The 17,443-nt window shown below is 38.3% G+C and carries 18 protein-coding genes; 11 read left to right on the forward strand and 7 right to left on the reverse strand.

What is annotated here, in order from left to right; genetic code table 11:
• Window positions 1-63: 63 nt before the first annotated feature.
• The 4 genes from AC4IFE_RS01145 to AC4IFE_RS01160 all read right to left on the reverse strand — a co-directional run bounded on the left by AC4IFE_RS01145 (window position 64) and on the right by AC4IFE_RS01160 (window position 4,255).
• Window positions 64-1,113 carry a DUF6263 family protein gene (locus tag AC4IFE_RS01145; RefSeq protein WP_490754221.1) on the reverse strand — a complete coding sequence of 350 codons (1,050 nt, stop codon included), beginning with the start codon at window positions 1,111-1,113 and terminating at the stop codon, window positions 64-66.
• Between the two features lie 98 nt (window positions 1,114-1,211).
• The gene (rlmB, locus tag AC4IFE_RS01150) at window positions 1,212-1,961 is read right to left on the reverse strand and encodes a 23S rRNA (guanosine(2251)-2'-O)-methyltransferase RlmB (protein WP_490754222.1); all 750 of its coding nucleotides are present in this window, start codon (window positions 1,959-1,961) and stop codon (window positions 1,212-1,214) included.
• Window positions 1,962-2,075: 114 nt separating this feature from the next.
• Window positions 2,076-2,549, reverse strand: coding sequence for a DinB family protein (locus AC4IFE_RS01155; RefSeq protein WP_260543269.1), 474 nt, complete (start codon window positions 2,547-2,549; stop codon window positions 2,076-2,078).
• Between the two features lie 368 nt (window positions 2,550-2,917).
• On the reverse strand, window positions 2,918-4,255 hold the full coding sequence (locus AC4IFE_RS01160) for a peptide-N-glycosidase F-related protein (protein ID WP_490754224.1): 1,338 nt from the start codon (window positions 4,253-4,255) through the stop codon (window positions 2,918-2,920).
• 133 nt (window positions 4,256-4,388) lie between these two features.
• On the opposite strand from AC4IFE_RS01160, the gene AC4IFE_RS01165 reads away from it, so the two are divergent.
• The 11 genes from AC4IFE_RS01165 to AC4IFE_RS01215 all read left to right on the forward strand — a co-directional run bounded on the left by AC4IFE_RS01165 (window position 4,389) and on the right by AC4IFE_RS01215 (window position 14,679).
• On the forward strand, window positions 4,389-5,684 hold the full coding sequence (locus AC4IFE_RS01165; RefSeq protein ID WP_490754226.1) for a hypothetical protein: 1,296 nt from the start codon (window positions 4,389-4,391) through the stop codon (window positions 5,682-5,684).
• 232 nt (window positions 5,685-5,916) lie between these two features.
• The gene (locus AC4IFE_RS01170; RefSeq protein WP_073060603.1) at window positions 5,917-6,921 is read left to right on the forward strand and encodes an AAA family ATPase; all 1,005 of its coding nucleotides are present in this window, start codon (window positions 5,917-5,919) and stop codon (window positions 6,919-6,921) included.
• Window positions 6,921-7,379 (forward strand): GNAT family N-acetyltransferase, encoded by a 459-nt coding sequence (locus tag AC4IFE_RS01175; protein ID WP_490754228.1) that lies wholly within the window; start codon window positions 6,921-6,923, stop codon window positions 7,377-7,379. Before AC4IFE_RS01170 ends, AC4IFE_RS01175 begins: the two co-directional genes overlap by 1 nt.
• A gap of 68 nt (window positions 7,380-7,447) precedes the next feature.
• A complete protein-coding gene (locus tag AC4IFE_RS01180) occupies window positions 7,448-8,311 on the forward strand; it encodes a DUF58 domain-containing protein (protein WP_490754229.1) in 864 nt (287 codons plus the stop codon).
• 43 nt (window positions 8,312-8,354) lie between these two features.
• Entirely contained in the window at window positions 8,355-9,251 is an 897-nt protein-coding gene (locus AC4IFE_RS01185; protein ID WP_490754230.1) for a BatD family protein, read from the forward strand.
• Window positions 9,244-10,236, forward strand: coding sequence for a VWA domain-containing protein (locus tag AC4IFE_RS01190; RefSeq protein WP_490754232.1), 993 nt, complete (start codon window positions 9,244-9,246; stop codon window positions 10,234-10,236). The genes AC4IFE_RS01185 and AC4IFE_RS01190 overlap by 8 nt, the downstream gene beginning before the upstream one ends.
• Window positions 10,236-11,243 carry a vWA domain-containing protein gene (locus AC4IFE_RS01195; protein WP_490754234.1) on the forward strand — a complete coding sequence of 336 codons (1,008 nt, stop codon included), beginning with the start codon at window positions 10,236-10,238 and terminating at the stop codon, window positions 11,241-11,243. The genes AC4IFE_RS01190 and AC4IFE_RS01195 overlap by 1 nt, the downstream gene beginning before the upstream one ends.
• A gap of 100 nt (window positions 11,244-11,343) precedes the next feature.
• Window positions 11,344-12,093, forward strand: a complete 750-nt coding sequence (locus AC4IFE_RS01200) for a tetratricopeptide repeat protein (protein WP_490754236.1) — start codon at window positions 11,344-11,346, stop codon at window positions 12,091-12,093.
• On the forward strand, window positions 12,093-13,832 hold the full coding sequence (locus AC4IFE_RS01205; protein WP_490754237.1) for a BatD family protein: 1,740 nt from the start codon (window positions 12,093-12,095) through the stop codon (window positions 13,830-13,832). The genes AC4IFE_RS01200 and AC4IFE_RS01205 overlap by 1 nt, the downstream gene beginning before the upstream one ends.
• A gap of 44 nt (window positions 13,833-13,876) precedes the next feature.
• Window positions 13,877-14,479: a MarC family protein gene (locus AC4IFE_RS01210; protein WP_426047406.1), complete on the forward strand. Its 603-nt coding sequence runs from the start codon at window positions 13,877-13,879 to the stop codon at window positions 14,477-14,479.
• Between the two features lie 5 nt (window positions 14,480-14,484).
• Entirely contained in the window at window positions 14,485-14,679 is a 195-nt protein-coding gene (locus AC4IFE_RS01215; RefSeq protein ID WP_479890147.1) for a hypothetical protein, read from the forward strand.
• A 182-nt stretch (window positions 14,680-14,861) separates the two neighbouring features.
• On the opposite strand, the gene AC4IFE_RS01220 is transcribed toward AC4IFE_RS01215, so the two are convergent.
• The 3 genes from AC4IFE_RS01220 to AC4IFE_RS01230 form a co-directional block, all read right to left on the reverse strand.
• A complete protein-coding gene (locus AC4IFE_RS01220) occupies window positions 14,862-15,827 on the reverse strand; it encodes a chorismate-binding protein (protein ID WP_490754239.1) in 966 nt (321 codons plus the stop codon).
• Window positions 15,828-16,021: 194 nt separating this feature from the next.
• On the reverse strand, window positions 16,022-16,453 hold the full coding sequence (locus AC4IFE_RS01225; RefSeq protein WP_490754241.1) for a PaaI family thioesterase: 432 nt from the start codon (window positions 16,451-16,453) through the stop codon (window positions 16,022-16,024).
• Window positions 16,454-16,535: 82 nt separating this feature from the next.
• The gene (locus AC4IFE_RS01230; RefSeq protein WP_490754243.1) at window positions 16,536-17,138 is read right to left on the reverse strand and encodes a 1-acyl-sn-glycerol-3-phosphate acyltransferase; all 603 of its coding nucleotides are present in this window, start codon (window positions 17,136-17,138) and stop codon (window positions 16,536-16,538) included.
• Window positions 17,139-17,443: the final 305 nt, after the last annotated feature.

Consider the following 17,443-nt stretch of genomic DNA (forward strand, 5'->3'; position numbering starts at 1 on the left):
AATACTCAAATTCTAAATACTCTCACTCTCAAACACTGTGACTCTAAAACGTCTTCAATTCAATTATTTTGCAGAAGGATTTACCATTACAGAAGATTTGGATGTACTTTTCATAGACTGTGACTGTTTTCCGTCTGAAATGGTCTCGATCTGTGTTGTTTTTACATCAATATTCTGATTGGTGATCCACCCTGTACTTTGATCAAACTTAATGGTTCCGTTCTGGCTAAGCTCACTGCTAAGACTATGTGTGATAGGTCCCTGAGTCTTCTTTTCTGTCTTTTTAGGAATTCCTCCTGTTACAGAAATTTCTGCAGCTCCGTTTCCTACGCTTTTCAATACATAGTTTGAAGTGACTTTAACGCTTCCGCTTGGATCAGCATTTTCAGAAGTGGTCCATTTTTCACCGATTTTTACTCCCTTTTTAGGAATAATCGTTAAGTTTTTATTCAGCTGGTCTTTTAATACCTTTTCATTGAAAGTTTCCTTAAGACTGGCTACAACGCTTGCTTTCTGGTTGGCATCTTTAATCAGGGTTCCAACAGCAGCGGCAACTTTTGTATAAACAGCATCAAAACCTGTAATAGAAACTACATTTCCTTTAGTATCCATTTTCATGTTAAGCTTGTTTCCTGTTAACGCTTTGTTGATATTCCAGATCATTTTCAGGTCATCTTCTTTAGGGATTGCCAGCTTAGTATCTACGATTACTGTTTTGCCCTGTGCACTCTGCGAATTTCTTTTGGCTACAAGATTAAGGGTCATATCATATACGTTACCTTTGATATCATTAACGGTGAAGTTCATTTCATCCGTAGATTCGCTGGTTGCGGTGATCGTTTTTCCCTGAGGGTCTTCCATCGTTTTTACATCCCTCTGGTATGTCGTAAGAGGATAGGTTTTTCCTTTTTCCAGCTTAAATGTTTGGGTGAAAACTCCTGCAGAGTCTTTGATGGCAGGGTTTTCTGCCACTTTAGCGACAGAATCGGCAGGAACTTCTACGGTAACTGTTTTTCCTGTTTTAGGATCTACTTTAGTGATGGTTGCTGTTTCTTTTTTACAAGATACAAGAGCTATAGATGAGATTAGCATTAATGCTGCTACGTTTTTCATTTGATCTTTTTTAAGTTTAAATTTTACTGACATTTCCGTTCTGTGCATCAATAACGATACCACAAAACATCACGATAAAATACTTATGTCCAATCTGATTAAAGATTTGGAGCTGCTACAATTTTCTGTCTTACCGCTTCATACAAAATGGCTCCGCATGCTACAGAAACGTTTAACGACTGTGTTTTTCCCTCAATAGGAAGCTTTATTTTTTCGTCTGAATGATGCATGACTTCTTTAGAAATTCCGGTTTCCTCGTTCCCCATTACGATCGCACAAGGTTCTGTGAAATTTACATCATAAATAAGTTTCTCAGCTTTCTCAGTAGCTGCAAATACTGAAATACCACTCTGCTGAAGGAAATCTACCGCATGCGCAAGGTTCGGTTCCTTACAGATCTTGATATTGTAAAGCGCTCCCGCAGACGTTTTAATAGCGTCCGAATTGATCGGCGCTGCCCCTTTTTCAGGAAGGATAATAGCATCTACGCCTACACATTCTGCTGTTCTGCAGATCGCCCCGAAGTTTCTTACATCCGTAAGCCTGTCCAGGATCAGTAAGAAAGGTGTTTTTCCTTCTTCAAATAGCTGTGGAACAAGATCTTCCACTCTGTGAAACGGAACATCTGAAATAAAAGCAACCACCCCTTGGTGGTTTTTTCTTGTAAAACGGTTCAGCTTTTCAATTGGAACATAGTTGGGACGAATTTTATTTTTGGCTAAAATGGTTTTCAGCTCAGCATAAATAGGACCTTGAAGTGCATTCTGCACAAAGATCTTGTCAATCGTTTTTCCCGCTTCAATTGCTTCAATCACGGGACGCAGCCCGAAAATAAAATCGTCTTTCATTGAAATTTATTATAAATTATATGGTGAATGGTCAATTGTGAATTTTACTTCGTAAGTCAAATTTGGTATGGATAAAATTCACATTTGACCATTGACTTACGCAGTGAAGATTCACTATCTTCCGTTCTCTCCGAGTATTGCTCTTTTCTGTGCCATGATATAGCCGTAGTGTAGGCTTTCATGCATATTGTTGAAGATAATGGCATCCTGGATACTTTTCAGATCCATCCCGAAACTTGTCGTATATGGTGTGTAGTCTGAAAAGAAATCGCTGTCATAATCTTTCATTAAAATCTTTGAAGTTTCAGTGAGTAAAAACTCAAGGTCTTCCACTTCAGATTTCTGTACATTCAGGTTGGGAAGAGTGCCTTTTTTGTAGGTTTCAATCCAATATTTATCAATTCTGAAAGGATTTCCGCTCAGATAATAATGCAGAAGCTGCTGGGTAGCAACTGTATGGGCAATATTCCAGTATATATTGTTATTGAAACCGTCAGGAATCAGCAGAAGATCTTCGTGGGAAGTGTTCTGCAGAATACTTAAAAGGTTCTTTCTCACTTGTCTGTGTGCTTGAAAATGATAATTCATTTTGCAAAAATTTTAATCACCAAAAATAGTTTAATAAACTGGAAGTGACAATTTTTTGGATAAGGGATTGAATTAAATGTTCTTAAACCATGAAAAAAAATGTTAATGATGACTGTTTTTTGTAAATCATAAAAAAAACTCCCCTGAAAATATCAAGGGAATTCTTTATTGTTTTTCAGATTCATACGGCCTGAATATAATTTTGAATAATTAGTAGTTGAGAATGTATTTTTAAGAATTACCACCTGATCGCCAATTATTTCAGTAGTAAAATACGACAAAACCCTGTAGGATCAAATTCCCCTCCTCCGGAGGGGTGGCAAATAAGATTAATAAAATGGTGGCTGAGGCTCCCGAAGCCACCATTTTTATTTTTTAATGATCTTATGCTTAAACGTTATCCCATCCTTCAGCACGATATTCAGAAAATAAACTCCCGTACTGTAAGCTGAAATATCAATCCGGTTTTCTCCATGAGTTTCAGTCAGTTTTTTTCCATCTACGCTGAAAAGACTGATTGAGGCTACATCTGTTTTGGATCTGATATTGACAAAATCAGAAGCAGGATTGGGATATATACTCACATCTACGGTTTTAATATCTTTTACATCCAGAGCAGCATTGCTTTTTCCCTGCATATAAACCGATAAATACACATCGCCTTGCTGCTGGTTGAAAACTGCGGTGGGTATTGTATGTTTCAGCGTGTGATTTCCCGCAGCGATACTAGGCATTGTAAATCCCCTAATCGGAACTGAATTGCCCGGACACCAGTTATTCCATGAAGTCCATTCTGTAAGGGATTTTGGAGTTGCTCCATAAATTCCATTGCCTTGTGTATTGTAAACCCTGAACGGTTCGCAGGAAATTCCGCCGGGAGTATAGGTAAGCATTTGTACATCATCTATATAAGTGTAGTTCTGCCTTCTGACATATTCTTCACCGCCACTGTTGGCACCATGAGGAGTAGAGATAACGAAAAAATTAGCGTTGGTGACGGTATTGGGAAGATTGAAACTGACAATTCTTACAGTTTCACCGGGAATATCAGTGCTGTTATAATTATTTAACCTGTTGTAACTTAATATAGGAACCACCGCATTGTAATCTGCAGGAGTGGCCCCTGTGTCTGTGGAAAAGAAAGTAAGAGACCCCGAAAAAACATCAATTCTGCCGGCGCAGCCGGCCACCTGAGTCTGAGCTGCATAAGGAACACCAAAAACATCCAGTTCCATATACATATCATAGGCAGTACGTAATGCAGTATCATGAAATATGCTGTACAGATTACTTAAATTATAAGTATAAGGAACTTCTGTAGGAGTACGGTTCTTACTCATGAACGGAGTAATGTATCTGCCGACTTCAATTCTTTTCACATTGGCATCATCAATAGTATAAGTAGGCTGATTTTTGGGTACCATGGTTAAATAAACACTTCCCAGACGGTCGTAATTATCACAAAGAGCGCCTATGGTCACTCTCATGGCTATTTTAGCTTTAAAAGAGTTGAGTTCAGCGTCAGTAAGCTTTCTTGTGTATCTGGTATTTGAAAGTCTGGTAAGTCCTGCAGGTACCGGATCCGATACCGTGGCCGCATACCCGTCGTAATAAACTGCATCTGAAATCAAATTCATCCTGTTGGTCGTCTGTGATTTTATAAGACCTGCAAAAAGGATGCTCAGAAAAAGTAGTTTTTGATACATATTGTGGTGTTTATTACAAATATATTAAATATTAGCATAAAGTGTTGTTATGTATTAATTAAAATTCACAATTTAATGATTAAATTAAAATTTATCATTAAATTAGCGCAACATTCAATTTAAATTATTAATAATGAAAAAAATTCTACTTTTATCTTTGTTGTCAATAATATCAGTTTTTAAAGCCCAGATCAGTTTAAACATTGGAAGCCCAGCTGTCGGAACGGCACCTGTTAGTAGTTTTTTTTCGTATTCTTATGTCCAGCAGATTTATCCTAAACAGGAATTGAATGCTACAGCTGCAGGAAATATTACGGGTCTTACATTTTATGTAGATCCTTCGGCTACTATTAATGACTCATCGGACTGGACTGTTTATATGGGACATACCCCAAAAACAGCCTTTGCATCCGGAACAGACTGGATTCCCGCTACACAGCTTACTCAGGTGTTTGCCGGTACAGTGACCAAGATCAATAATAAGGTTGAAATTACTTTGACAACACCATTTGCTTATAATAACACGGATAATCTGGTAATTGCGGCAAAAGAAAATGCTCAGAGTATCGATATTAATAATTTTGATGAAGCTTTTCATGTTTATCCCCATGTTCCGAATTCCACCCTTTATTATAAAGGAGACCGTGCAGTTGTTGACCCGGCATCTCCTCCCGGAGGGATTAGGGCGGATTACAAATCTTCTGTTACCATTTCAGGATTAACACCTAAGCCTACTCCTGCATGTCCTTTCGTCAATTTTCCGGTTAATAATGCCCAATTTATATCTTTAACCCCCAATTTTAAATGGCTTCCTGTTTCCGGAGCAGATTCTTATAAAGTTTCACTGGGAACAAGTGCGGGAGGAACAGATGTGATTAACCAACAGATCGTGAATGCTACTGATTTCTCTCCGTCAGTACCCCTTAGTCCCAATACCAATTATTATCTGAAAGTCATTTCTGTTACAGGAAATCTTGAATCTTCCGGCTGCACAGATGTTGTTTTTAGTACGATTCCTCCCGTACCTCTAAACGATGCATGCTCCGGTGCTTTTGCAGCGTCAGCGTTTCCTTACACTTACACCCAAACTGACGCGGTATCTGCCACTAATAATGGCGGATTTATAACCACATGTCCTGATGCAATGAATGATGGAACCTGGTTTAAATTTACTGGGGACGGTGGGCAGTTTACCGTTAAAATAACCATGCCTTCAGGTAGTGCTTATGATCCTCAGATGGATATCTACAGCGGAGCCTGTGGCAATCTGGCATGTGTAAATGCAGTAGACAACGGCGGAGGCGGAGCTGCAGAAACCTATACCTTTACAACAACCGCAGGAACTGAATATTTTATCAATGTTGGAGCCTATGAAGAAACGGTCGATATGCCGGAAAATGTTTTTACCATTAGCATTACCAAACTTTAGTTTTAGACCCTTATTGCCATACTTTCAATGATAACATGAGTTGTCATTAAATTAATATGTTTTCAAAGAAGCGGACTGTTTTTAAAGAAATCAGTACCACAAATTCCTGCCTGTTATTTGGATACATTATTAATAGAGGAATATTTAACAAACTTTAACTCTAATATGGCATTCATTATGTTGATTAATGCCAGTATTTATCAGAAATTTACCACCTATTTTAATTAAAGCTATGTCAGATACATATCAAGCTGAAGATATCCGCCAGTTGACGGAAAAAGTAAAAGAAAAGAATTACTTATTTTCCCTTCTGAGGCAGGAAATCAATAAAGTGATTATTGGCCAGGAATATATGATAGACCGACTTTTGGTAGGTCTTTTAGGCAACGGGCACGTCCTTTTGGAAGGAGTTCCGGGGCTGGCAAAAACTTTAGCGATCAAAACCCTGGCAGAAGCTGTTCACGGTGAATTCTCCAGGATACAGTTCACGCCCGATCTGCTTCCGGCGGATGTGGTGGGAACCATGATCTTCAATATCAAAGACAATGATTTTTCGATAAAAAAAGGTCCCGTATTCGCCAATTTTGTATTGGCGGATGAGATCAACCGTGCACCGGCAAAAGTACAGTCGGCATTGCTCGAAGTGATGCAGGAAAAGCAGGTGACCATTGGGGATGAAACCATGAAGCTTCCGAAACCGTTTTTGGTACTGGCTACCCAAAACCCAATTGATCAGGAAGGAACTTATCTGTTGCCGGAAGCACAAAGCGACCGTTTTATGCTGAAGTGTAAGATAGACTATCCTAATTTTGAAGACGAGAGAACGGTGATGAGAATGGTTTCTACCTCTCATCAGCCTGTCATTAAACCGGTGATATCCCTGCAGGATATTGTAGATGCCAAAGAACTGATCAACCAGATTTACCTGGATGAAAAGATCGAAAAATATATTCTTGATATGGTTTTTGCAACCCGTTATCCTGAAAATTACGGACTTTCTGAACTTAAAAATTATATTGGTTTCGGGGCTTCTCCAAGAGCATCCATTAATCTTGCCATTGCGTCCAGAACTTATGCATTCCTGAAAGGAAGAGCTTTTGTGATTCCTGAAGATGTAAAAGCATTGGCTCAGGATGTATTAAGACACAGAATTGGTCTTACCTTCGAAGCAGAAGCGGAAGAAATTTCATCAGAAGAAATCATCAACAGAATTTTGGCAAAAATTCAGGCACCGTAATGAGTGAAGTGATTATCAGAAAAGCTGCCCGGGAAGATTGTGCTCCCATGCTGGAGCTGATCCGGGAACTGGCAGAATATGAAAAGGCCCTTCATGAGGTGACCATAACTTTGGATGAGTTCACGGAAGACGGTTTCGGGAAATCTCCGGTTTGGGGAGCTTTTGTGGCTGAACTGAATAATGAAATTGTAGGGATTTCCCTGTATTATGACCGATTTTCAACCTGGAAGGGAAGAAGGCTGTATCTTGAAGATCTTGTAGTGACTGAAAAAATGAGAGGAAAACAGATTGGAAAACTTTTGTTTGATGCTACTTTGGAATATGGAAAATCTAACCAATATAGCGGAATGGTTTTTCAGGTGTTAAACTGGAATGAACCCGCTATTAATTTTTATAAGAAATACAGCCCCAAGTTTGACGATGAATGGCTGAATGTTTCGATTGAATTGAAAGATTAAAAGCCAGAAGTAAGGAAGATGGAAGTGCGGCACAGAAACCCCGCAACTTGAAACCCGCAACCACATTTATGGAAATAAAAGATATTGTAAAAAAAGTCAAGCAGATAGAGATCCGTACCCGAAAGAAGACGGAAGCTTCGCTTATGGGACAGTATCACAGTGCCTTTAAAGGACAGGGAATGACTTTCTCGGAAGTCCGTCCGTACCAGTTCGGAGACGAAATCAGAAGAATCGACTGGAACAAAACTGCCCGCTTCCGTGAACCGTTCGTAAAAGTAATGGAAGAGGAAAGAGAGCTGACCATGATGATCTTAGTAGATATTTCCGCTTCCATGGACTACGGAACCAAAAACCAGCTGAAAAGGGAATATGTAGCAGAAATTGCTGCCAGTCTCGGCTTTTCAGCGGCAGGAAATAATGATAAGGTAGGACTGATCCTGTTTGCAGATAAGGTGTATAAAGTAATCCCGCCTCAGAAAGGCAGAAAGCATATTCTTTCTATTATCAGCAATATTCTGACGGCAGATTATGTTCCGGCGATATCAAAGATTGATAAAGCAATGGAATATATGATGGGAATTTTCAAAAGAAAGTCTCTGGTTTTTCTGTTTTCAGACTTTGAGGATTCTTATGATTCAAAAATGCTCAGAGTGGCTTCAAAAAAGCATCAGCTGCTGGGTATGAGGATTTATGACGAAAAGGATAATGAAATTCCTGATGTAGGCTATGCTCTTCTGTATGACGCTGAAACAGGGGAAAAAGTCTGGGCCAATACTTCCAGTGCGAGATGGAGGTATACATTTGCTGAAGCCCAGAAGCAGAAAGTCCGTGCCCTGGAAGAAGATTTTGCCACCAGCTCGGCCAGTTTTATGAATATGAACACCGGTGCTGATTATTCTAAAATGCTGTATAATTATTTCCAGAAGAAGTAAATATAAAAACAAAGGCTCCGGCCCAAACTATTATTATTTGAAATTGAAAAAAATATTATTCATACTTTCTTTTTTAATCTGTGGAAATGCTTTTTCGCAGATATTATCTTCCAATCTGGAGAAGAAAACCCTTGCCTTAGGTGAAGTGAATCGTCTGGTTATTAAAATAGACAATGTTCATGAGCTGCAGGTAACTTCCGCACCTAAAAATGAACTGCTGCCTTTCCATTTTGAAGAAATTAAAGACAGTATCGGACAAAACCAAAATTCTTACGAAAGAAAAATTGAATTTTCAGTGTATGAAGAAGGTAAATTTACCATTCCCGAGCTGGAATTTAATGTAGGAGGTAAAATTTTAAAAACCATTCCTTATGAAATTGATGTGGTGAATACCGCCCAAAAGGCAGACCAGATCAATGATATCATGAACAATAAGGAAGTAAAACTTGAAACAAAAGATTACTGGGAGCTTTATAAATTTTATATTCTCGCTGCTTTAGCCGTTATCGCTCTGATCATTGCCATCATTATGTTTATCAAATGGGGCAGAAAATCTAAAAGCTCACCTGCTGTTGCCACGAACCAGACTTTAAAAGAGCTGGATTCCCTGAAAAAGAAAAAATATATTGAAGGCGGTGATTTCCGTTCGTTTTATGTGGAGCTGATAGATATATCCAGAAAATTCATTGCCAAGCAATATCATCTTCCGGCTGATGTTCTTCTTACAGATGACCTTATTGATGTCATGAAAAAAAACAATACCATTTCCCAGGAAAATGAAAGAATCGTAGAAGATGTATTTTTAAGGGGAGATCTGGTAAAATTTGCCAAGACATTTCCTGACCAGACCACTATGGAAAAAGATTTTGCAGATATCCGCGATTTTGTGAAGAGATCATCAAAAGATTTAGAATTTGAAAACTTAAGAAAGGATGCCTGATTTTGAATTTTACAGTCCGTGGTTCCTGCTGCTTTTTCTGCTGTTTATTCCCCTTTTTATTAAAGATGCGGGTGGAAAGCAGAAGAAAGGCATCAAAGTTCCTACTGTCCGGAATATGGAAGACAGCGGGGGAATCCGTGCCGTGCTTGTGCTGCTTAAGCTCTCGAAATATATCATTCTTTCTGCACTGATTATTGCTATGGCCAGACCGAGAACCTTTACGGTTTCCCAGGACAGGGATGATACCAAAGGCGTAGATATAATGCTTTCCATTGATGTTTCCCTGAGCATGCTTGCCAAAGACCTTAGCCCGGACCGTATTACTGCATTAAAAGATATTGCCGTAAAATTTGTCCAGAAACGTCCAAATGACAGGATAGGGGTGGTGGCGTATGCTGCTGAAGCTTTTACCAAAGTACCGGTGACTTCTGACCATCAGGTGGTTATTGACGAAATTAAAAATCTTAATTCCGCTGGCCTTGAACCGGGAACAGCCATTGGAGAGGGGCTTTCTGTAGCTGTAAATCATCTTATCAAAAGCAAAGCTAAAAGTAAGGTGGTGATCCTGATGACAGACGGAGTAAGCAATATCCAGAATGCAATTCCTCCACAGCTGGCTGCAGAGCTTGCCAAGAATAATAATATAAAGGTTTACGCTATTGGGATAGGAACCAACGGCTTTGCTCTGATGCCTACTTCACAGGATATTTTCGGGGATCTTATCTTCACGGAAACTGAAGTGACGATCGATGAAAATACCTTGAGAGAAGTAGCGCAGACAACAGGTGGACGATATTTCAGGGCGACTTCCAACAGCAGTCTGGAGGAAGTGTATGATGAGATCAACCAATTGGAGAAAACAGACATCAAGGTCTCCAAGCTGTACAATTACGATGAATATTTTAAAATTTTCCTATGGATTGCGTTGGGAATGCTGTTCTTTGATGCACTGCTGCGATGGGTATTATATAAATTTTTGAGCTGATGAATTGGTCGTTAGGAAATTACTGGTATTTACTTTTGCTGTTGCTGCTGCCACTGCTGTCTTTCTTTCTGATCCGTTTTTTGAGATGGAAAAAGAAAAAGAGAGAAGTTTTTGCAGACAGCCGGTTTCATGAAAACCTGTTTGAAAAGAAATCCGGATTTACAAAATTCTTTCCGGCTTTATACCTGTTGGGAACACTCTTCCTGATATTTTCGATCATAGATTTACTGAATGGCTCCGAGGAAGTGAAAACCAATCAAAGGCTTAACAATGTCATCTTTATGCTTGATGTTTCCAATTCCATGAATGCTGAAGATATTGATCCCAGCCGTCTTGCAGAAGCAAAAAACCTGATGCTGGCTACCATGCAGAAAATGAAGAATGATAAGATCGGTATTGTGATCTTTGCCGGTGAAGCAGTTTCTATTATGCCGCTTACCACAGATTACGGAACCGCTGAAACCTATATAAGTGCAGTAGAAACAAGTTCTATGAAGATCCAGGGAACGGATTTTCTGAAAGGAATGCAGGCTGCAGCAGAAAAGTTTAAAAATGTAAGCAAAGGCTCCAGAAAAGTTATTCTGCTGAGTGACGGTGAAGATAATGAAGGAAATGATAATGCTGCCGTAAGACTGGCCAATAAAGAAGGCATTTCGATAACATCGGTAGGAATAGGAACAGACGAAGGAGCGCCTGTTCCTGAGTATGTCTTCGGACAGTTGATGGGCTATAAGACCGATATGGACGGTGGAACTGTGATCTCTAAAAGACAGACGGAAGCCCTTAGAAAGATGGCAGAATCTACAGGAGGAGATTACGTAGACGGAAATAACATCAATGAAGCTCCCGATAAAATCATTGATGCTGTGAGTAAAAAATCCTCATCTGCACAGACTATGGTAAAGTCTCAGAATGCCAATCACTATTATCAGTATTTTTTAATAGTTTCCATTTTCTTTTTCTTTTTAATTTATATCTTAAACCCGAAAAAAGATTTCAATATTTAGTTTTATACTTTGTTTATCAAGATTTTAAATAAGTACTTTAACCGAACTTTAACAAATAGAAGTCTGTTTATTAACATATAAAGGAATAATTTTGCAGGTAATGAATACTAAAATCATTTTTTTATCGTTTCTTATAGCTTTCTCACTCTCAAACGTACTGTTTGGGCAGGAAAACTATAGAACTTTAGTTTATGAAGGTAATCAGAAATTTAACGGTAAAGACTATGACGGAGCATCCTCGAAGTATATGGAAGCTGTAAAAGAAAATGAAAAAGACTTTACAGCTCATTATAATTTGGGAAATGCATTGTATAAAAGCAAAAAGTATGAGGAGGCTAAAGCAGAATTTGACAAAGCACAGAAACTTTCTCAAACTCTGCCGGATAAAACGGCTGCTCTTCATAATTTGGGCAATACCTACATGCAGATGAATCAGCCGGAAAAAGCGGCTGACTATTATAAGCAGGCTCTGAAGCAGAATCCTTATAATGAAGCGACCAGAAAAAATTATGAAATTGCCAAGCTGAAAGAAAAAGAGAAACAGCAACAGCAGAAAAACGAACAGAACAATTCAGGAAAAGGCGGAGGAGGAAATGATCAGAATAAAAATGATGATCAGAAAGGTGACCAAAAAGATCAAAAGCAGGATCAGGGCAATGGCCAGCAGAATGAAGGGGAAAGCGAGCAGGGAAATACCCCTAAGCAGAACCAGAATAATGAAGGGAAAATGCCCAAGAATCTTGAAAATGCGATATTAGATAAAGTCAACGAAAAAGAAAAAGAAACCGCCAGAAGAATCTTAAATAAGAATTCTTATTCGATGCCTCAGAGCAAAGAAAAAGATTGGTGATGCAACAGAAACTGATTTACATATTATTCCTTTTTGCATCCGTAATTTCTTACGGACAGGTAAACCTGTTTATGGAACCTGATAAATCAGAATACAACGGAAAGGATATTGTAAACCTTACCATCGTTCTGGAGCTTAATGGTATCGACCTTGAACCACAAACCCGTTTTCAGCTTCCCGATCTTTCAAAATTCAATATAATAGGAAGCGGATCAATGACCAATACATTAATTGATCCGGCCACCAATACACTGATTACTCAGAAAATATCCAGAATTGCCCTTGAACCGAAAAAGAAAGGGAAAATCAAGATCGGTTCCGTACTGGTAACGGTTAATAATAAGATTTACAAGACAGAGCCTTTTGATATCAATATAAAGGATATTATTGAAAAAAGGTCTCTTGCCGGCAATACCTCCAATGATGTCTATCTGAATATGGAGATAGAAGACCGCGAGGTATATCAGGATCAGGCTACAGTGGCTGTGTTGAGGGTGTATTCCAAAAACATGGATAATTTCAGAAAGGTGAAGGATGTTCGCCTTCCCCGTCAGGATAACCTCAATGTACACCCTGTAAATTTAAACAAATCGGAGATAGATCCCTCAGGAGCCGGAAATATGGCTTCCCAGGTTGTGGCTGTATTTATGGTATTTCCTAATGAATCAGGATATGTAGATGTGCCTGCGGTATCGGCATCGGTTAGCTCTTATTCGAATAAGAATAAAATTGTTTCCAATAAAGTAAAGCTTAATGTAAAAAAACTTCCGGAAGGATCGCCTGAATACTTTAAGAATGCGGTAGGTAATTTCAGTGTGAATGTATACAATGCATCAAAGGATAAAATAGAGGTTGACAAACCAATCAACGTAATAGTTAGAGTTTCGGGAGAAGGAAATCTTCCGGATATGCATCTTCCTAAGATTGTTTCATCTCCTGATTATGAGGTTTTTACCCCTAAAATTACATCCAAAGTAGCTCCCGGAACTACGGGTATGAAAGGTGAGGTTCTGGCTAACTATGTTATCATTCCAAAAAAAGCGGGTGCCATTTCTGTACAGACCGAGCAGTTTGCATTCTTTGATCCGGCCAGTCACGAATATGTGGAACTTGGAAACAAAACTCTTGCCCTGAATGCATTTTCCCATGATCAGATCCTGGAATCACGTACCACAGTTGAAAAGGTAAACGAATATACCAATACACTTTTGGAAACGGTAGATACCCCTGTTCTGAAGACAACAACATTTAAAGTAAAGGAAAAGAGTAAATTCCACTGGAATATTCTTTTAACCAATATTTTCATTCTTATCGGGTTGTTTATCATGTATCTGTTATTTAAGACATGGCAAAAAAAACGAACGTTAGTTAAAGAAACAGCATCGCCAAAACCGTTGGGTTCTGTAGCTGAAACAGAAAAACAGATCAGAGAAACTTTGAAAACGGATATCAATGATTATTTCAGCTATCTTGAAAACCTGAAAGATAATGAGGATTACGAGAAGTTCTTTGATACCCTGGAAGAAATGGATATGGATGTGAGAAAACAGTATTTCCAGAGTTCTTCACAGGATTTCAGGGTATTCCTGGAAAATTATAAAGGATCTTCCGTTGCTGAGGAATACAGAAATCTGTCTCAAAGGATTCAGATGGAGAAATACTCACCTCTGAAATCAGCAGAAGGAATAGAGGAACTTTTAAAAGCAGTTGTTAATTTATATTCACGAATTAGCAAATAATCAATTTTTTTTCATATTTTTGCGAAATTTTTAATTACAAAGAGATGGAAATATTTAATGATTTTTCTATTAAAGAGATCGTTACCTGCTTTATGGTTCTTTTTGCCGTAATCGATATTATCGGCTCTGTTCCTATTGTCGTAAGCCTTCAGCAGAAGTTTGGACAGATCGAAGCCGGGAAAGCATCCATTACTGCGGGTGTCATTATGATCGTTTTTCTTTTTGTAGGAAATAAAATTCTTAAGCTGATTGGTGTAGATGTGAATTCTTTTGCCATTGCAGGAGCTTTTGTGATTTTTATCATAGCCCTTGAAATGATATTGGGCATTGAGATCAATAAGACCACCGAAGCAAAGGCTGCATCCATTGTTCCTATTGCTTTTCCGCTGGTTGCAGGAGCCGGAACCCTTACAACCACCTTATCTCTCAGAGCTGAATTTCATGATATTAATATTATTTTGGGAATCATTCTCAATACAATTTTCGTATATTTGGTGCTGAAATCAGCGAAATGGCTGGAAAACAAAATGGGGGAGGCTACCCTGTCTATTCTTCAGAAGGTTTTCGGGATCATCCTTTTGGCTATTTCAATAAAATTATTTACCGCAAACTTTGCCCAATTGGTGCTGAACTATATTAATTTTTAAGAATCATGCAGAAGTTTTATAAAGTATTTCTAGTTGTGTTTATCGTTTTTATTGCCATCAATCTTTATGCATTGGACTGGCAGACGGATCTTTTATCAGAAGATAACCTGAAGTTTGTATTTTCAATTGCTTCAGCAGTTCTAGGTCTCATTTTGCTTTTTGTACTGGATACATGGAGCAGGATCGGAATGAAAAAATAAATTCAGAATTATTATTCAATATAACAAAACCTCTTTCGTTGGAAAGAGGTTTTTTGTTTTGAGAGAGAGGAAGCTTCAAGGTTCTCAGCCGCCTACAATACTCCTTTATTTTAAATTCATTATAGAAAAATTTGGATATGTTACTGGTGAAAAGGGTTCCAGGGTTCATCATTACCATATTTTTAAGAAACCACAATATTCTTTAAAATGGCCTCGGATTTCAGTTCTGTTTCTCTCCATTCTTTTTCCGGGCTGCTCTGGGCAGTGATTCCTCCACCCACAAATAGGTGTATGGAATCTTTGTAAAGCCTTGCACATCTCAGGTTTACAAAATACATTACACTTTCATCTGTTTCTACCTTACTATAACCAGAATAGAATTCACGCGGGAACTTTTCAAGGGTCTGGATATTCTTTTTGCAGAAATCCTTTGGAATGCCGCAGACTGCCGGAGTGGGATGAAGATCATTGATAAGGCTGTCCAGGTCTTCAGGCTTAATCCGGGCTTTAAAATCTGTCCTGAGATGTTTGATATTTCCTGAAATATGATCGTAGGTATCTGATATTTCTATGTTCCCGGAATAGTTTTTAAGCGTATCCCGGATATAGGTTGTCACAGGCTTCTGTTCTTCAATTTCTTTTTCCGTCCATTCCTCAGATACAGGAAGCGTTCCTGCCAGGCTCATGGTTTCAAATTCATGAGTAATCTTGTTGAATTTCCCAAGAGTCTCTGAAAAAGCTCCCATCCAGGCTTGCTGTCCATCATTAAAGATATATCTGAAAGCATTAGGATAAGATGTGCATAGCTTTTCAAAACTCTGTTTATAATCTATTTGATGAAAGTCCTGAAAGATTTTCCTTCTTGAATACACCAGTTTTGGAAGCTGATGATTTTTAATCACATCAATAACCTGATGAAGGCTGCCGATATATTCTTCTTTGGTCTCTGCATTGAAAAAGCTTTCATCTTTCAAAAGAGTTTCACTGGTAATGCGGTCCTGTTCAAACTGTTCTGAAGCTTCGGTAATACTGCCTTGAAAACTGATCTGCCTCAACAGGTCAAAAGAGTGAAAACTCACGGATTCACTGTTTTGTTTCTGATCAGTTGAGTATAATGTTTCGTCGAAAGGTAGTTTGAAATAGATCATGAGTGTAGATGGATTTTGGAGATCAATATCAGGAAATACAGCAGGGAATTTCCGGGATGATTCTCTTTAGCAAAGGTATTACTAGTCTTAAAAATGTCAAAATTAAAAGAGCTGTTTTTAATGAAATATTTCGCATATAGACATGAAAAAAGACCCATTTTTTTGGATCTTTTATTTTTTATTGATATTTCGAATTATCTCAGAAGGATATTATTCGTCATTGTCGTATGGTTGATGAGTACTCCTTTTTCATCCCTGATTTCAATTTCGGAAACATGCATGGTTTTTCCTTTTCTGATGAATCGTGCTGTGGCTGTTACGATTCCGTCTTTTTTACTTTTTAGATGATTGGAATTGATATTGGTTCCCACCCCGTAATATTTACTGCCGTCAATAAACATATTGGACAGGCTTGAGCCTAAAGTTTCAGCAAGCACACAGCTTGCTCCTCCGTGCAGGATCCCAAAGGGCTGGTGTACCTTTGGCTGTACCGGCATTGTAGCAGTTAAAGTTTCATTTTCAACGTCAATATCGATGAACTGTATCTCAAGTGTTTTTGCTAATGTTATATCTTCTCCCCAGTTGTTTAAGAACGTAAGGAGCTCTTCTTTGGTCTGACCTTTCATTTTATAAGTGATAAATAATGAATGATAAATGATTGTCTAAATGAGCAAATGTAATTTTGTTCTAACTTCTAACTTCTAACTTCTAACTTCTAACTTCTTCCTCGTTGCCAGCTCCCATAATATTCGGATTCCAGTTCGCAGGTATTTTAGGAACAATATCATATTTTACATAGTAATCCTGAATTTCCTCCATGATCTCGGAAAAAGGAACTGAAGCAATCCTTTCATAAGGTATGGTATAGCCTAAATACACGATGTTTCTTTTGAAATCGCCTGCCGCCAGAACAATCGGTACTTTTGCAGCCAATGCCATATGATAAAACCCTTTTCTCCACTTCGGAACCCAGCTTCTGGTCCCCTCAGGAGTAATCACAAGACTGAAATCTTCTTTTTCGAACTGTCTGGCTACAAAGTTGACCAGGTCATTTTTCTGACTTCTGTCGATACCGATACCGCCAAGCCCTTTTACAAGACTTCCGTACCATGCTTTTGTGTGGGCATCTTTGATGATGATTTTCAAAGGTTTTTCTAAAGACCAATAGGCAAGATTTCCTAACAGGTATTCCATGTTGTGCGTATGGGGTGCAACGACAAGGATGCATCTGTTCAGACTTTTCGCATCGCCCTGCAGGACAACTTTCCAGCCCAGTATCTTTAACATTAATTTACCTATCAGTTTTTTCATATATCTTTAGATTAAAAACAAAAAAGTATAACCAAACAGGTTATACTTTACAAATATATTGAAATATTATCGCTCTTAAAACAAACCGCTGATTAAATCTACGATTTTCATAACAATTTCTAGTGCAACTTGTACCATGGTTAAGGTGTTTTTTAATGATTTGGTTAATTATTTTTTAACTATACGAATGTATAACATTTTTTTAACATAGCGAACTAAATAACATTTTTTTTCTGATTTCTGAGAGAAGAAGAGTGTGAATTTCAAACGGTTGCCTTCCATTCACACCTTCTGCACTCTCTGAA

The sequence above is a fragment of the Chryseobacterium sp. UF-81 genome (assembly GCF_058245105.1).

Excerpts from the sequence above, each read along its gene's own strand:
- AC4IFE_RS01145 (WP_490754221.1), bottom strand. The coding sequence starts at position 1,113 with ATGAAAAACGTAGCAGCATTAATGCTAATCTCATCTATAGCTCTTGTA.
- rlmB (WP_490754222.1), bottom strand. The coding sequence starts at position 1,961 with ATGAAAGACGATTTTATTTTCGGGCTGCGTCCCGTGATTGAAGCAATT.
- AC4IFE_RS01155 (WP_260543269.1), bottom strand. The coding sequence starts at position 2,549 with ATGAATTATCATTTTCAAGCACACAGACAAGTGAGAAAGAACCTTTTA.
- AC4IFE_RS01160 (WP_490754224.1), bottom strand. The coding sequence starts at position 4,255 with ATGTATCAAAAACTACTTTTTCTGAGCATCCTTTTTGCAGGTCTTATA.
- AC4IFE_RS01165 (WP_490754226.1), top strand. The coding sequence starts at position 4,389 with ATGAAAAAAATTCTACTTTTATCTTTGTTGTCAATAATATCAGTTTTT.
- AC4IFE_RS01170 (WP_073060603.1), top strand. The coding sequence starts at position 5,917 with ATGTCAGATACATATCAAGCTGAAGATATCCGCCAGTTGACGGAAAAA.
- AC4IFE_RS01175 (WP_490754228.1), top strand. The coding sequence starts at position 6,921 with ATGAGTGAAGTGATTATCAGAAAAGCTGCCCGGGAAGATTGTGCTCCC.
- AC4IFE_RS01180 (WP_490754229.1), top strand. The coding sequence starts at position 7,448 with ATGGAAATAAAAGATATTGTAAAAAAAGTCAAGCAGATAGAGATCCGT.
- AC4IFE_RS01190 (WP_490754232.1), top strand. The coding sequence starts at position 9,244 with ATGCCTGATTTTGAATTTTACAGTCCGTGGTTCCTGCTGCTTTTTCTG.
- AC4IFE_RS01195 (WP_490754234.1), top strand. The coding sequence starts at position 10,236 with ATGAATTGGTCGTTAGGAAATTACTGGTATTTACTTTTGCTGTTGCTG.
- AC4IFE_RS01200 (WP_490754236.1), top strand. The coding sequence starts at position 11,344 with ATGAATACTAAAATCATTTTTTTATCGTTTCTTATAGCTTTCTCACTC.
- AC4IFE_RS01205 (WP_490754237.1), top strand. The coding sequence starts at position 12,093 with ATGCAACAGAAACTGATTTACATATTATTCCTTTTTGCATCCGTAATT.
- AC4IFE_RS01210 (WP_426047406.1), top strand. The coding sequence starts at position 13,877 with ATGGAAATATTTAATGATTTTTCTATTAAAGAGATCGTTACCTGCTTT.
- AC4IFE_RS01215 (WP_479890147.1), top strand. The coding sequence starts at position 14,485 with ATGCAGAAGTTTTATAAAGTATTTCTAGTTGTGTTTATCGTTTTTATT.
- AC4IFE_RS01220 (WP_490754239.1), bottom strand. The coding sequence starts at position 15,827 with ATGATCTATTTCAAACTACCTTTCGACGAAACATTATACTCAACTGAT.
- AC4IFE_RS01225 (WP_490754241.1), bottom strand. The coding sequence starts at position 16,453 with ATGAAAGGTCAGACCAAAGAAGAGCTCCTTACGTTCTTAAACAACTGG.
- AC4IFE_RS01230 (WP_490754243.1), bottom strand. The coding sequence starts at position 17,138 with ATGAAAAAACTGATAGGTAAATTAATGTTAAAGATACTGGGCTGGAAA.